11 protein-coding genes are annotated in these 12,828 nt (G+C 57.4%); 9 read left to right on the top strand and 2 right to left on the bottom strand.

Annotation, left to right across the window (positions count from 1 at the left end; all coding sequences use genetic code 11):
- The first annotated feature begins 17 nt into the window (after positions 1-17).
- The 6 genes from mutM to recF all read left to right on the top strand — a co-directional run bounded on the left by mutM (position 18) and on the right by recF (position 6,614).
- Positions 18-869, top strand: coding sequence for a bifunctional DNA-formamidopyrimidine glycosylase/DNA-(apurinic or apyrimidinic site) lyase (mutM, locus tag ACP15L_RS11080; RefSeq protein ID WP_425084192.1), 852 nt, complete (start codon positions 18-20; stop codon positions 867-869).
- A gap of 66 nt (positions 870-935) precedes the next feature.
- Positions 936-1,712: an enoyl-CoA hydratase gene (locus ACP15L_RS11085; RefSeq protein WP_170379984.1), complete on the top strand. Its 777-nt coding sequence runs from the start codon at positions 936-938 to the stop codon at positions 1,710-1,712.
- Between the two features lie 227 nt (positions 1,713-1,939).
- Positions 1,940-2,203 (top strand): 30S ribosomal protein S20, encoded by a 264-nt coding sequence (gene rpsT / locus ACP15L_RS11090; RefSeq protein ID WP_142638226.1) that lies wholly within the window; start codon positions 1,940-1,942, stop codon positions 2,201-2,203.
- A 530-nt stretch (positions 2,204-2,733) separates the two neighbouring features.
- Positions 2,734-4,110 carry a chromosomal replication initiator protein DnaA gene (gene dnaA / locus ACP15L_RS11095; protein ID WP_425084193.1) on the top strand — a complete coding sequence of 459 codons (1,377 nt, stop codon included), beginning with the start codon at positions 2,734-2,736 and terminating at the stop codon, positions 4,108-4,110.
- A 225-nt stretch (positions 4,111-4,335) separates the two neighbouring features.
- The gene (gene dnaN, locus ACP15L_RS11100; RefSeq protein ID WP_170351930.1) at positions 4,336-5,457 is read left to right on the top strand and encodes a DNA polymerase III subunit beta; all 1,122 of its coding nucleotides are present in this window, start codon (positions 4,336-4,338) and stop codon (positions 5,455-5,457) included.
- 59 nt (positions 5,458-5,516) lie between these two features.
- Positions 5,517-6,614: a DNA replication/repair protein RecF gene (recF, locus tag ACP15L_RS11105; RefSeq protein WP_425084194.1), complete on the top strand. Its 1,098-nt coding sequence runs from the start codon at positions 5,517-5,519 to the stop codon at positions 6,612-6,614.
- On the opposite strand, the gene ACP15L_RS11110 is transcribed toward recF, so the two are convergent.
- Entirely contained in the window at positions 6,611-7,177 is a 567-nt protein-coding gene (locus ACP15L_RS11110; RefSeq protein WP_425084195.1) for a carboxymuconolactone decarboxylase family protein, read from the bottom strand. The genes recF and ACP15L_RS11110 overlap by 4 nt on opposite strands.
- A gap of 100 nt (positions 7,178-7,277) precedes the next feature.
- On the opposite strand from ACP15L_RS11110, the gene ACP15L_RS11115 reads away from it, so the two are divergent.
- Entirely contained in the window at positions 7,278-7,850 is a 573-nt protein-coding gene (locus tag ACP15L_RS11115) for a TetR/AcrR family transcriptional regulator (protein ID WP_425084196.1), read from the top strand.
- A gap of 102 nt (positions 7,851-7,952) precedes the next feature.
- Complete coding sequence (gene gyrB / locus ACP15L_RS11120) at positions 7,953-10,370, top strand: DNA topoisomerase (ATP-hydrolyzing) subunit B (protein ID WP_425084197.1); 2,418 nt, start codon at positions 7,953-7,955, stop codon at positions 10,368-10,370.
- Here gyrB and ACP15L_RS11125 read toward each other — a convergent pair.
- Complete coding sequence (locus ACP15L_RS11125; protein ID WP_425084198.1) at positions 10,331-11,212, bottom strand: hypothetical protein; 882 nt, start codon at positions 11,210-11,212, stop codon at positions 10,331-10,333. The genes gyrB and ACP15L_RS11125 overlap by 40 nt on opposite strands.
- Before the next feature lie 190 nt (positions 11,213-11,402).
- Between ACP15L_RS11125 and ACP15L_RS11130 the strand changes: the two genes are divergently transcribed.
- Positions 11,403-12,754, top strand: a protein-coding gene (locus ACP15L_RS11130; protein ID WP_425084199.1) for an IS3 family transposase whose coding sequence is annotated in 2 segments (ribosomal slippage) — positions 11,403-11,739 and positions 11,739-12,754 — 1,353 coding nt in all. Because the reading frame shifts where the segments join, the coding sequence is not laid out codon by codon here.
- The last annotated feature ends 74 nt before the right edge of the window (positions 12,755-12,828 follow it).

Raw genomic sequence — 12,828 nt, forward strand, 5'->3', positions numbered from 1 at the left:
GGAATAGGAGCCATCTAATGCCCGAATTGCCTGAGGTCGAGACAGTAAGACGCGGCCTGACCCCTGCGATGGAGGGGGTGGTAATCGAGCGTGCAGATGTGAACCGCCCCGATCTGCGCTGGCCCTTCCCGGAGCGTATGGCCGAGAGATTGACGGGACAGCGGGTGGATCGGCTAAGGCGACGTTCCAAATACATTCTGGCTGACCTCAGCAGTGGCGAGACGTTGTTGATTCACTTGGGTATGTCGGGGCGTATGACGGTATCAGGTGACCCGTTGGGGCAGTTCGTCCATGACCATCCGATGCCCGAAAAGCATGACCATGTAGTGTTCCACATGGCCAATGGTGCCCGCGTGACCTTCAACGATCCGCGCCGGTTCGGGGCCATGGATTTGCTGCCAACCGCAACCGCAGAAAACCACAAACTGCTGTCCGTTCTGGGGCCGGAACCATTGGGCAATGATTTTCACGAACAGCACCTGATTGACGCGTTCAAGGGCAAGAACAGGCCGGTCAAATCGGTACTTCTGGATCAGGGAATCGTTGCCGGGTTGGGGAATATTTACGTTTGCGAGGCGCTTTATCGCGGCAAGGTGTCGCCACGTCGCAAAGCCGGACAAATTTCTGCGGCGCGTGTCGCAGCCCTTGTGCCGATCATCCGGCAGGTGTTGCAGGACGCGATCGAAGCAGGGGGATCGTCACTGAAAGATTTCCGTCAAGCCGATGGAGAACTTGGATATTTTCAGCACAGCTTTGATGTTTACGGCCGCGAAGGCGAACCCTGCCGAACCCAGGGTTGCGGTGCCGAAATCAAGAGAATCACCCAGTCTGGTCGCTCATCCTTCTACTGTGCACAATGCCAAAGATAGCTTGATCCAGCGAAATCGCGTGTTAAGGAATCGTACCTGAACGGAACAACCGGAAGCTTATACCTCATGGCTTTTGAGACGATCATCGTCGAAATCGAAGACCACGTCGCCCTTATCAAACTCGACCGACCAGATGCGATGAATGCGCTGAACACCCAATTGGTGGGTGAGCTGTGCGACGCGCTGGAAGAGGCGGATCAGAACGACAAAGTGCGCTGCATCGTGCTGACCGGCTCGGACAAGGCGTTTGCCGCGGGTGCGGACATCAAGGAAATGTCCGAGATGAGCTTTGTCGACGTTTTCAGCACCGACCTGTTTGCCTCGGTCAACGAGCGTGTCTCGGCCATTCGCAAACCCATAATCGCGGCGGTTGCGGGCTACGCGCTGGGCGGCGGCTGCGAATTGGCCATGATATGCGATTTCATCATCGCCGCAGACACCGCCAAGTTCGGCCAGCCCGAGATCAATCTGGGCGTTATAGCCGGTATCGGCGGCACCCAGCGCCTGACCCGCTTTGTCGGCAAGTCCAAGGCGATGGACATGAACCTGACCGGTCGCTTCATGGACGCCGAAGAAGCTGAGCGCGCGGGTCTTGTCAGCCGCGTGGTTCCGGCGAAGAAGCTGATCGAAGAAGCCGTGGGTGCAGCCCATAAGATTGCTGAGAAGTCTTTGCTGACGGCCGCAGCCGCGAAGGAAGCGGTGAATCGCAGCTATGAGCTACCGCTGAGCGAAGGTTTGCTGTTTGAGCGTCGCGTCTTTCATTCAATGTTCGCGACCGAAGACCAGAAAGAGGGCATGGCGGCGTTTCTGGAAAAACGCGCCGCGCAATTCCGCGACAAGTAAGGTCGCAGCAAGGAATTCCGGAAGGGCAGGCTGTGGCCTGCCTTTATTTGTTGGACATATGAGGCAAGAATCGGCTTGGCAAACCCGTAAAACTTGGGTAGAGACCGCCTTCATACATGCGCGTGCGGCCCGCTTGGCCCGACTCACACTCGTGATTTCTGATCCGGTGCGGATAACTCCGTGGCGCGCAACCCTAGATAACCGTACCGAATAAAGGTTAGAGACACATGGCAAATTCGCCCCAGGCAAAGAAACGCGCCCGTCAGAACGAAAAGCGTTTCGCCGTAAACAAAGCGCGCCGTTCGCGCATCCGCACCTACCTGCGCAAAGTTGAAGAAGCGATCGCTTCCGGCGACAAAGACGCTGCAACCGCAGCTCTGCGCGCAGCTCAGCCTGAACTGATGCGCGGTGTCACCAAAGGCGTTTTCCACAAGAACACCGCATCGCGTAAAATGTCGCGCCTGTCGGCACGCGTAAAAGCGCTGGGTTGATTCCCGCTAGGACGCGTCAAGCGTTTTCCTACGTAAAGGCGTCGCGCATTGCGGCGCCTTTCGTGTTTGTTGCCAGAAAGCCGCGACCTCACGAAGTCGAGAGATTCTTTCGCCCTGAACCCCGAGTCAATATCAGAGTTTCGTTGCTGCGACAGGCAACATCTTGCTACCACTGAGTCAGCGATTCACTCGCTTGGGGGGACAGGCTGTTCCAGACATCTGACTGACGGGCATCAGTCAGACATCAGGAACCAGCGTTCGAAAACCGGCCTTGGCCGGTGAAACGATCTGCTCTGGGTCTCGGGTTTTCCGAAGATCTCAGCCCTGTCAAACAATTGGGTTACGACGCGTGCCCCGGTTTTCCGGGATCCTGCTGCGGGATACAATTTGTGCGTGCTGAGTGTTCATTTACCCGCCGGATGGGACAGTCCGGCGCAGGGTACCCTTGTGCGTGAACGTCAATGACCGGGAAACCGGCGACGATTGATAAGACCGACAGGTCAAAAAAAATGGGATGCGTGAGGCGCTTGATGACACAAGAGAAATGGGGACAACTGCGTAACAAACTATTGAAGGCCGTTGGCAAGAACAACTTCACCACCTGGATTGAGCCTCTGGAATTTCAGGAGCTGCAGGATGGTGTAGCCGTGTTCTCAGTGCCAACCAACTTCATGGGGAATTACGTCAGCCAGAATTTCGCAGATTTGATTCTGTATGAACTGAATACCGCGGGTGAGACCGTCCAACGTCTTGCGTTCAAGGCGGCAGCCAATTCGACCACCCGACCGGCAGTTGTCACGGATGAACCCAAGTTGACCGCAGCTGCTGCACCAGTTGCGGAATCTGCCAATGCGGCGCTCGAGGATCTACAGGCCGCACCCTTGGATACGCGTTTTACCTTCGACAGTTTTGTTGTCGGCAAACCCAACGAATTGGCCCATGCCGCCGCGCGCCGCGTAGCTGAAGGTGGCCCGGTCACGTTCAATCCGCTGGTTCTCTACGGCGGTGTTGGGTTGGGTAAAACGCACCTGATGCACGCGATCGCGTGGGAGCTGAAAACCAAAAGCCCCGAGCTGAACGTGCTTTACCTGTCGGCGGAACAGTTCATGTATCGCTTTGTTCAAGCTCTCCGCGAACGCCGGATGATGGATTTCAAACATCTGTTCCGCTCGGTCGATGTGCTGATGGTGGACGATGTGCAGTTCATCGCGGGCAAGGACTCGACCCAAGAAGAGTTCTTTCACACCTTCAACGCTCTGGTGGACCAGAACAAACAGATCATCATCTCGGCGGACCGCGCACCGGGTGAGATCAAGGATCTGGAAGATCGCGTAAAATCCCGCCTGCAATGTGGTCTGGTCGTCGATCTGCATCCCACCGACTACGAATTGCGTCTGGGCATTTTGCAAAACAAGGTCCAGCAACACATCGCCACCTATCCCGATCTTGTTATCGCCGATGGCGTGCTGGAGTTCCTGGCGCATCGCATCTCGACCAATGTGCGCGTTCTCGAAGGCGCTCTGACCCGTCTGTTCGCCTTTGCCTCGCTAGTGGGGCGTGAGATCGACATGGAGCTGACTCAGGACTGTCTGGCGGATGTGCTGCGCGCCTCAGAGCGCAAAATCACCGTCGAGGAGATCCAGCGCAAAGTGTCGGACTACTACAACATTCGCCTGTCCGACATTATCGGCCCCAAGCGCCTGCGGTCCTATGCTCGTCCGCGTCAGGTAGCCATGTATCTGTGCAAGCAACTAACCAGCCGCTCTCTACCAGAGATCGGCCGTCGGTTCGGAGGGCGCGACCACACAACCGTCATGCACGGGGTCAAGCGCATCGAAGAGCTGAAGACGACTGATGGTCAGATCGCAGAAGACGTGGAAATGCTGCGCCGCTCGCTCGAGGCCTGAGCCGCACCCATTGTCAGTAAATGCCCCGGGTCAGTGCGTCCGGGGCATTTTCTTGTGCGCTTATCTCCACGGTTGCAGAGGAAAGGACGCGTTTCGCACGCGTACCTCTTGACCACCGGGGTATTCCCACCCAGAAATCGGTAAAAAATCCTTGTGCCTCAGGGCTGAGACGCTAACGTGCCAGTCCCGCCCATTTTCGGCACGCAAGTCAGAGGAACAGAGGGTATGAAGATCAGCATCGAACGCGGCACCCTTCTCAAGGCCGTTTCCCAGGCCCAATCCGTTGTGGAACGTCGCAACACGATCCCGATCCTTGCCAATGTGCTAATCGAGGCCGAAGGCGACCAAGCCCTGTTCCGAGCCACTGATCTGGATATCGAGGTTGTCGACAAAGCGCCTGCGCAGGTCGAAAAGGCGGGTGCGACGACTGTGGCTGCTACGACCCTGCATGAAATTGTGCGCAAACTGCCGGATGGCGCGCTTGTCACCCTGACGGCGGACAGCGCAGCTGGCCGTTTGACGGTAGAGGCGGGGCGGTCGAACTTCTCTCTGGCGACCTTGCCGAAAGAGGATTTCCCGGTCATGGCGTCCTCGGAATACCAGTCGAATTTCACCGCGTCGGCGGCGTTGCTGCGTCGGTTGTTCGACAAATCGAAATTCGCCATCTCGACCGAAGAGACGCGGTACTATCTGAACGGTGTCTACATGCACGTCGCGGACGGGTCCGAAGGCGGCAAGGTTCTGCGCTGCGTGGCCACCGATGGTCACCGTCTGGCGCGGATTGATGCGGACCTGCCGGATGGTGCTGCGGACATGCCGGGTGTGATCGTGCCGCGTAAAACCGTGGGTGAGCTGCGCAAGCTGCTGGACGATGACGAGATGGACATCGCTGTCTCGGTCAGCGAAACCAAGGTACGCTTTGCCACGCCGGATATCACGCTGACGTCGAAGGTCATTGATGGCACCTTCCCCGATTACACCCGCGTTATTCCGCAGGGCAACACGCGCCAGTTGGAAGTGGATGCTGCTGAATTTGCGCAAGCCGTGGACCGGGTTGCAACGGTTTCATCAGAGCGTTCGCGCGCCGTGAAGCTGCAACTGGATGCGGATAAGCTGGTATTGTCGGTCAACGCGCCGGATAGTGGCGCGGCTGAGGAAGAGTTGGCCGTCGCTTACGGTGACGAACGGCTGGAGATAGGGTTCAACGCGAAATACCTGCTCGAGATTGCATCGCAGGTGGATCGTGAGAACGCGGTATTCCTGTTTAACTCGGCCGGTGACCCGACTTTGATGCGCGAAGGCAACGATCTGAGCGCGGTTTACGTCGTCATGCCGATGCGCGTCTGATCGCGCTGGCGCGCGATGCCTCCGGCGGAGGTATTTTTGAACAGAAGAAGGGAGGGGTCATGGGATTGGCCCTGACCGAACTTACGGTCTCGCATTTTCGGTCTCATAAATTGGCGCGTTTGTCTTTGGATGGGCGCCCGGTGGCCATTCATGGGCCGAACGGGGCCGGGAAGACCAATATTCTGGAGGCAGTGTCTCTGTTCTCGCCCGGTCGCGGGATGCGGCGGGCCAGTGCGGCGGAGATGACCCGGCGGCCCGAAGCCCTGGGCTGGAAACTGTCCGGTCTGCTGAGCGCGCAGGGCGGGCGGTATGAGATCGAGACGTGGTCCGAAGGTGGCGCGGCGCGTCAGGTTCGGATTGATGGCAAGGCCGCCAGTCAGATTGATCTGGGCAAGCTCGCGCGCGTGGTGTGGTTGATCCCGTCGATGGATCGGCTGTGGATCGAAGGGGCTGAGGGGCGGCGGCGATTTCTGGACCGCATCGCGCTGAGCTTTGATCCCGCGCATGCCGAGGCTTCGCTGACCTACGAAAAGGCTATGCGTGAGCGGAACCGGCTATTGAAAGATCAGGTCCGGGACGCCCATTGGTACACGGCTTTGGAAGGTCAGATGGCCGAGACAGGGTATAGGATCCATGCGGCGCGTCTTGCAGCATTGGATCATTTGCGTGCCGCGCAGGATCAGGCCGAAACGGCGTTTCCTTCAGCCGAATTGGAGTTGATCCAAACAGAAGGTGCGATGCCCGAGACAGCGGATGATCTGCGGGAGGCGTTGAGCGAAAGCCGTTTCCGTGATCTTGCAGCAGGGCGGACTCTGGTCGGGCCGCATCGCTCGGACCTGTATGGGGTGTTCGCTGCCAAAGGGGTTCCGGCCAAAGATTGTTCCACGGGTGAGCAGAAGGCGCTGCTGGTGTCCCTGATCCTGTCGAACGCACGGGCTCTGGCGGGAATGGTTGGCGCGCCGCCGATCGTGTTGCTGGATGAGGTGGCTGCGCATCTGGATGCCGGGCGACGCGCGGCGCTCTATGATGAGATCTGTGCGCTGGGCGCTCAGGCCTGGATGACAGGCACCGGGCCTGAGCTGTTTGCGGAATTGGGAGACCGGGCCCAAACGCTGGTTGTTACCGAAGGCGATGAGGGCTCGGTCGTGTCGGCTTAGGCCGGTTCGTTGACTTTACGTTCCCACAGGAAACCGCGCATGACCTGATCGACCGGAGTTTTGGCCATGTGGTTGACGTAGTTCGACATGGTTTTCTGCGCCAGACCCAGAATCACATCCAGAACGGCGCGGTGCGAGTAACCGGCGTCAAAGAACGCCTGCAGCTGTTCTTCGGTCGGGTTGCCGCGGGTTTCCATCACTTGCAGGGTGAAGGTGCGCAGCGCTTCCAGCTTGGCAGTCGGCAGCGGGGTTTCGTTGCGCAGGGCTTCGGTGATCTCGTCCGAAATCTTCATCATCTTGGCGATGCCGGTATGGGCGGGGACACAGTAGTGGCACTCATTCTCAACGTTGATGGTCTGCCAAACCACGGTTTTCTCATCATTGTCGAAATCGGTTTGCAGGAAGAGGCCGTGCAGAACCTGATAGGCCTCAAGGTGTTGCGGGCTTTCCGCCATCACCTTGTGCAGACCGGGCAGGCGTCCAAAGGCGGCTTGCGATTTCTCCAGCAGCGGTTTGGACCCCTCAGGGGCGGATTCGAGGTCGTGAGACGGGAAGTTGGCCATGTCAAAACTCCTGATTTCTGGCGCGATGAGTCGTATTTAGGGTTTCTTGAGCGATCACTCAAGTATATATTTGAGCAAATGCTCAAGAATTGGTGATCCAATGCCCCGCAAACCCGCATATGACCGAGACGCACTGATCGCGCAGGCGCGTGATATCTTCTGGCGTCATGGCTGGGCCGGGACGTCGCTGAAAGACCTAGAGCGCGAGTTGAAGCTGAAGCCCGGCAGTTTCTATGCGGCGTTTGGCTCGAAAGATGCCCTCTATGCGCTGGCGCTGGAGCGTTACGCGCAAGACGGGGTTGCCAGTATGCTGGCCTTGGCTGAGGAGCTGGGGCCGCTCGGGGCGCTCAAGGCGCAGCCCTATCGCGTGATTGCTGCCTCTGACCTGCCGACCAAAGCTTGTATGCTGGCCAAGACCTATGCCGAGTTGCAGGCAAAGGATCACGAACTGGCGGGTCAGGCAGGCGCGCATATGATCGCAATGAAATCCTGTTTCGCAGACCTGTTTCGCCGCGCCCAAAAGGCCGGAGAGATAAGCTCTGATCACGATCCCGAACGCCTTGCTGCGCGCTATCAGTCGGATCTTTTGGGCCTGCGATTGACGGCCGAACGGGACGACGTCAACGCCGCCGAAATTGCCGCTGATATAGCGGCAGACCTCGATCGGCTTTGATCCGAAGTTAAATCGGATCTCAACCACAAAATCTTGGGGGAGCGCGTGACATTCCCCACCAGAAAACGTATAAGTTACCAAAATAATATAGGTACTAACGGCATGTCCGAAGACGCACAGGCACCCCAGGAATACGGCGCAGATTCCATCAAAGTTCTCAAAGGCTTAGAGGCGGTTCGCAAACGTCCCGGTATGTATATCGGGGATACGGACGATGGCTCGGGTCTGCACCATATGGTGTATGAGGTCGTGGACAACGGAATTGATGAGGCTCTCGCCGGTCATGCCGACCATGTGACCGTAAAAATTCACGCCGATTCCAGTGTCTCGGTCAGTGATAATGGCCGTGGCATCCCGGTGGATATTCACCCCGAAGAGGGCGTCTCGGCGGCCGAGGTCATCATGACCCAGTTGCACGCGGGCGGTAAGTTCGACAGCAACTCGTACAAGGTGTCAGGCGGTCTGCACGGCGTGGGCGTTTCGGTTGTGAATGCTCTGTCAGAATGGCTGGAGCTGCGCATCTGGCGCGCGGGCAAGGAGCATGTTGCACGTTTTGAGCGTGGTGAGACCGCTGAGCATCTGAAAGTCGTCGGCGAGTGCGGCGATCGCACCGGGACCGAGGTGCGCTTTCTGGCCTCGACCGATACGTTCTCGAACCTCGAATACTCGTTTGAGACGCTGGAGAAACGCCTGCGTGAGCTGGCCTTTCTGAACTCGGGCGTGCGGATCATCCTGATTGATGAGCGCCCTGCAGAACGTTTGGAGACCGAGCTATTCTATGAGGGCGGCGTCAAGGAATTCGTCAAATACCTCGACCGGTCGAAGACCCCGGCGATGCCAGAGCCAATCTATATCAAGGGCGAGCGGGACGACATTGGTGTCGAAATCGCGATGTGGTGGAATGATAGCTACCACGAGACGGTTCTGCCCTTTACCAACAACATCCCTCAGCGGGACGGTGGCACGCACGTGGCCGGTTTCCGCGGCGCTCTGACCCGGACTATCAACAACTATGCGCAGTCCAGCGGGATCGCGAAGAAGGAAAAGGTCAGCTTTACCGGCGACGATGCACGCGAAGGTCTGACCTGCGTGCTGTCGGTGAAAGTGCCGGACCCAAAATTCTCGTCGCAAACCAAAGACAAGCTGGTGTCGTCCGAAGTCCGCCCTGCAGTCGAAGGCCTGATGAACGAAAAGCTGGCTGAGTGGTTCGAAGAAAACCCCAATGAAGCTAAGGGTATCGTCGGCAAGATCATCGAGGCCGCATTGGCCCGTGAGGCCGCCCGAAAGGCGCGTGAACTTACCCGCCGCAAGACGGCGATGGATGTGAACTATCTGGCCGGGAAGCTGAAAGACTGTTCCGAGAAGGACCCGTCCAAGACCGAAGTTTTCCTGGTGGAGGGTGACTCGGCGGGTGGCTCAGCCCAGACCGGTCGCGACCGTCTGACTCAAGCCGTTCTGCCCCTGCGCGGGAAAATCCTGAACGTCGAACGCGCTCGGTTTGACCGGATGCTGTCGTCGCAGGAGATCGGCAACCTCGTGATGGCTCTGGGCACCGGCATTGGCCGCGATGAGTTCAACATCGAAAAGCTGCGCTACCATAAGATCGTCATCATGACCGATGCGGATGTCGATGGCGCGCACATCAGAACCCTGCTGCTGACCTTCTTCTACCGTCAGATGCCGGAATTGATTGAAGGTGGCTATCTCTACATCGCGCAGCCACCGCTCTATAAAGTTTCACGTGGTAAATCAGAGGTTTACCTGAAAGATCAGGCCGCGCTGGATGACTATCTGATCAACCAGGGGGTCGAGGGTGCTGTTCTGAAGCTGGGCTCAGGCGAGGAAATCGTCGGCCAAGACCTGACTCGTGTCGTCGACGAAGCGCGCCAGTTGAAACGCGTTCTGGATGCCTTCCCAACTCACTACCCGCGTCACATTCTGGAACAGGCCGCTGTGGCCGGCGCCTTTGTCCCCGGTGCTGTCGATTCCGACCTGCAAGGTGTTGCCGACAAGGTTGCCGCCCGTCTCGACCTGATCGCGCTGGAATACGAGCGCGGCTGGCAGGGCCGTATCACGCAGGATCACGGCATCCGCCTAGCCCGTATCCTGCGCGGCGTTGAAGAGGTCCGCACACTGGACGGCCCGATGCTGCGCTCGGGCGAGGCCCGCAAGACCGGCAGCTTCACCCAAAGCCTGCAAGAGGTCTACAACTCCCCGGCTACATTGATCCGCCGCGACCGGATGCAGGCGATCCATGGCCCGCTAGACCTTTTACGCGCCATTCTGGAAGAGGGCGAAAAGGGCCTTTCGCTGCAGCGCTACAAGGGCTTGGGCGAGATGAACCCCGATCAACTCTGGGAAACCACGCTGGACCCGGACGCGCGCACCCTGTTGCAGGTGCGTGTGGACGACATGGTCGAGGCCGACGATCTGTTCACCAAACTGATGGGAGACGTGGTCGAACCCCGCCGCGAGTTCATTCAGCAAAACGCCCTGAGCGTTGAGAATCTGGATTTCTGAGAACTTGTCGACTTGCCCAACACAGATGGATCACTGATCTCGTCAATCTTTGTGATCCCGTCTGCGATGAGTTCTGAGGCTTTTTCCGCGTTCATGAACGGAAGACGGTGGATGTTGTCTTGCACGATAGGAGGGTCTAGCTTCTCGCGGATCTCCAGCCATTCACCATAGGATCTAAGGCGAGCACGTTCGGGGGACGGATCAGGCATCGTACCGCTGGCAACGACGCTCAATGCCTGATCGATACGCGTGCGTGTTTTTTCGAGCTGCTCAGTCACCGCATCCGTGATGTCAGTGATGCCGACAAGCTCTTGCGGATTGATTTCGCCGTTTCTGACGTAATCACGGTTCACATGTGCCACTTCGCAGCGCGCAATGGGGAACCCGGCCGCCTCAAGCACGACACGCTGGAATGCGAGATCAAAAGTGTGCTCGGGCTTTGCAGAAGTCCCGCTCTTGATCTCTGTCAGAACGTACCCATCGTCACTGCGGCTCACAATGTCGGAGATGCAAGTTATGGTTCCATCTTCATAACGTCCCTGCGTCACTGCGTTTGCACCGTTTCTCCAAGCCTCCAAAGTACGCGCGGGCAGAGCCTGGTATTCTGAAAAATCTGAAAAACCGAGGCGAACGAGATCACCAAAAAGCTCCTCTGCATAAGGCTCAAACGCGTGCCCCTCGTCAAAGCGTGCTTGCAATGAGGGGTCAATTGGCGGCAACAGATGCCTGGCGTGTTTCTTGATCCATAGCCAGGCAGGGTGCCTGAGAAACATCATGTAATCTGATTTGGACAGCATCGTGTAATTTGCTTCCCAAAATTGATGAAACCAGTGGAAGACCATCTTGGTCAGCTATTGAGAGCGACTTTTCTTTGGTGCAGTCGGCGTCACCAATCTACCAAAGCCTCATGTAAATCGTACCGATATCTCGGTGTCCATCACGCCACCTGTCTGACGTCAGCGCCAATGGGACAGTTTAGGTCGATTTGATAAGAGAGGGTTTCTGGCTCATCGTAACCGCCAAGGAGTGGAGATGAGAAAGAAACCCGGAACCAAGCAGAGCCACGGTGAGAAGGTCGTAAAGGACATTCGCCGTGCGACCCGCAAACAGTATTCCGCAGAAGAGAAGATCAGGATCGTGCTGGACGGCCTAAAAGGCGAGGACAGCATTGCAGAGCTGTGCCGTCGTGAGGTCATCGCGCAGAGCCTTTATTACAGCTGGTCCAAGGAATTTCTGGAGGCCGGCAAGAAACGTCTGGCAGGCGACACGGCCCGCGCGGCAACTTCCACCGAAGTGAAGGATCTGAGACGGGAAGCCCGTGATCTGAAGGAGGTGGTTGCCGAACAGGCTCTTGAACTGCGGTTGCTCAAAAAAAGCATGATCGCGGATGGGGACGACGACGCATGAGATATCCCGCATCCGAAAAACTGGAAGTCATCCGCTTGGTTGAGCAATCGCATCTGCCGACCAAGCGCACTTTGGAGAAGCTGGGCATTCCGAAGACCACCTTCTATCGCTGGTACGACCGATATCTCGTCGGCGGCCCCGAGGCGCTTGAAGATCGTAGACCCACGCCGTCACGGGTCTGGAACCGCATTCCCACGCCAGTGCGCGAGAAGATCAAGGATCTGGCTCTGAAGGAAAGTGAGCTTTCCCCGCGTGAATTGGCTGTTCGCTTCACTGACACAGAAAAGTACTTTGTGTCAGAGGCTTCGGTCTACCGCATCCTCAAGTCTTACGATCTGATCACCAGCCCAGCCTATGTGGTTTTGTCAGCCGCAGACGAGTTCCAGGACAAGACAACACGACCGAACCAACTCTGGCAGACCGATTTTACCTATCTCAAGGTGATCGGCTGGGGCTGGTTCTATCTCAGCACGATCCTGGACGATTACAGCCGCTACATCATCGCCTGGAAGCTTTGCACGACGATGAAGACCGAGGATGTGACCGACACACTGGACCTCGCCCTGCACGCCTCAGGCTGTGATCAGGCAACGGTGCTGCACAAGCCACGTCTGCTCAGCGACAACGGGTCCAGTTACATCTCTGGTGAGCTTGCCGAATGGCTGGAAGATCAGAAAATGGATCATGTTCGAGGGGCACCATACCATCCGCAAACTCAGGGAAAGATCGAGCGCTGGCACCAGACGCTCAAGAACCGCATCCTGTTGGAAAACTACTATCTGCCCGGTGATCTCACGCAGCAGATTGACGCCTTCGTCGAGCACTACAATCACCGGCGTTATCACGAGAGCCTGCAAAACCTCACGCCCGCTGATGTCTACTTCGGACGCGGGCAGACCATTCTAAAACAACGAGAAAGGATCAAACGAAAGACTATCGAAACCCGGCGCTTGCTTCACCGCAAAACCGCCGCATAATCAATCTAACCAGATGAGACAGATACTCTCTTAGATCACGCCGCCATCCGTCCCAAAACCCCTGACAACGGACA

It is taken from the genome of Ruegeria profundi, from assembly GCF_049800715.1.
GTDB classification, from domain to species: domain Bacteria; phylum Pseudomonadota; class Alphaproteobacteria; order Rhodobacterales; family Rhodobacteraceae; genus Ruegeria; species Ruegeria profundi_A.

Coding starts and splice junctions, on each gene's coding strand:
- ACP15L_RS11115 (WP_425084196.1), top strand. CDS start 7,278: ATGCCCCGCAAACCCGCATATGACCGAGACGCACTGATCGCGCAGGCG.
- gyrB (WP_425084197.1), top strand. CDS start 7,953: ATGTCCGAAGACGCACAGGCACCCCAGGAATACGGCGCAGATTCCATC.
- ACP15L_RS11085 (WP_170379984.1), top strand. CDS start 936: ATGGCTTTTGAGACGATCATCGTCGAAATCGAAGACCACGTCGCCCTT.
- mutM (WP_425084192.1), top strand. CDS start 18: ATGCCCGAATTGCCTGAGGTCGAGACAGTAAGACGCGGCCTGACCCCT.
- recF (WP_425084194.1), top strand. CDS start 5,517: ATGGGATTGGCCCTGACCGAACTTACGGTCTCGCATTTTCGGTCTCAT.
- ACP15L_RS11110 (WP_425084195.1), bottom strand. CDS start 7,177: ATGGCCAACTTCCCGTCTCACGACCTCGAATCCGCCCCTGAGGGGTCC.
- dnaN (WP_170351930.1), top strand. CDS start 4,336: ATGAAGATCAGCATCGAACGCGGCACCCTTCTCAAGGCCGTTTCCCAG.
- rpsT (WP_142638226.1), top strand. CDS start 1,940: ATGGCAAATTCGCCCCAGGCAAAGAAACGCGCCCGTCAGAACGAAAAG.
- ACP15L_RS11125 (WP_425084198.1), bottom strand. CDS start 11,212: ATGGTCTTCCACTGGTTTCATCAATTTTGGGAAGCAAATTACACGATG.
- dnaA (WP_425084193.1), top strand. CDS start 2,734: ATGACACAAGAGAAATGGGGACAACTGCGTAACAAACTATTGAAGGCC.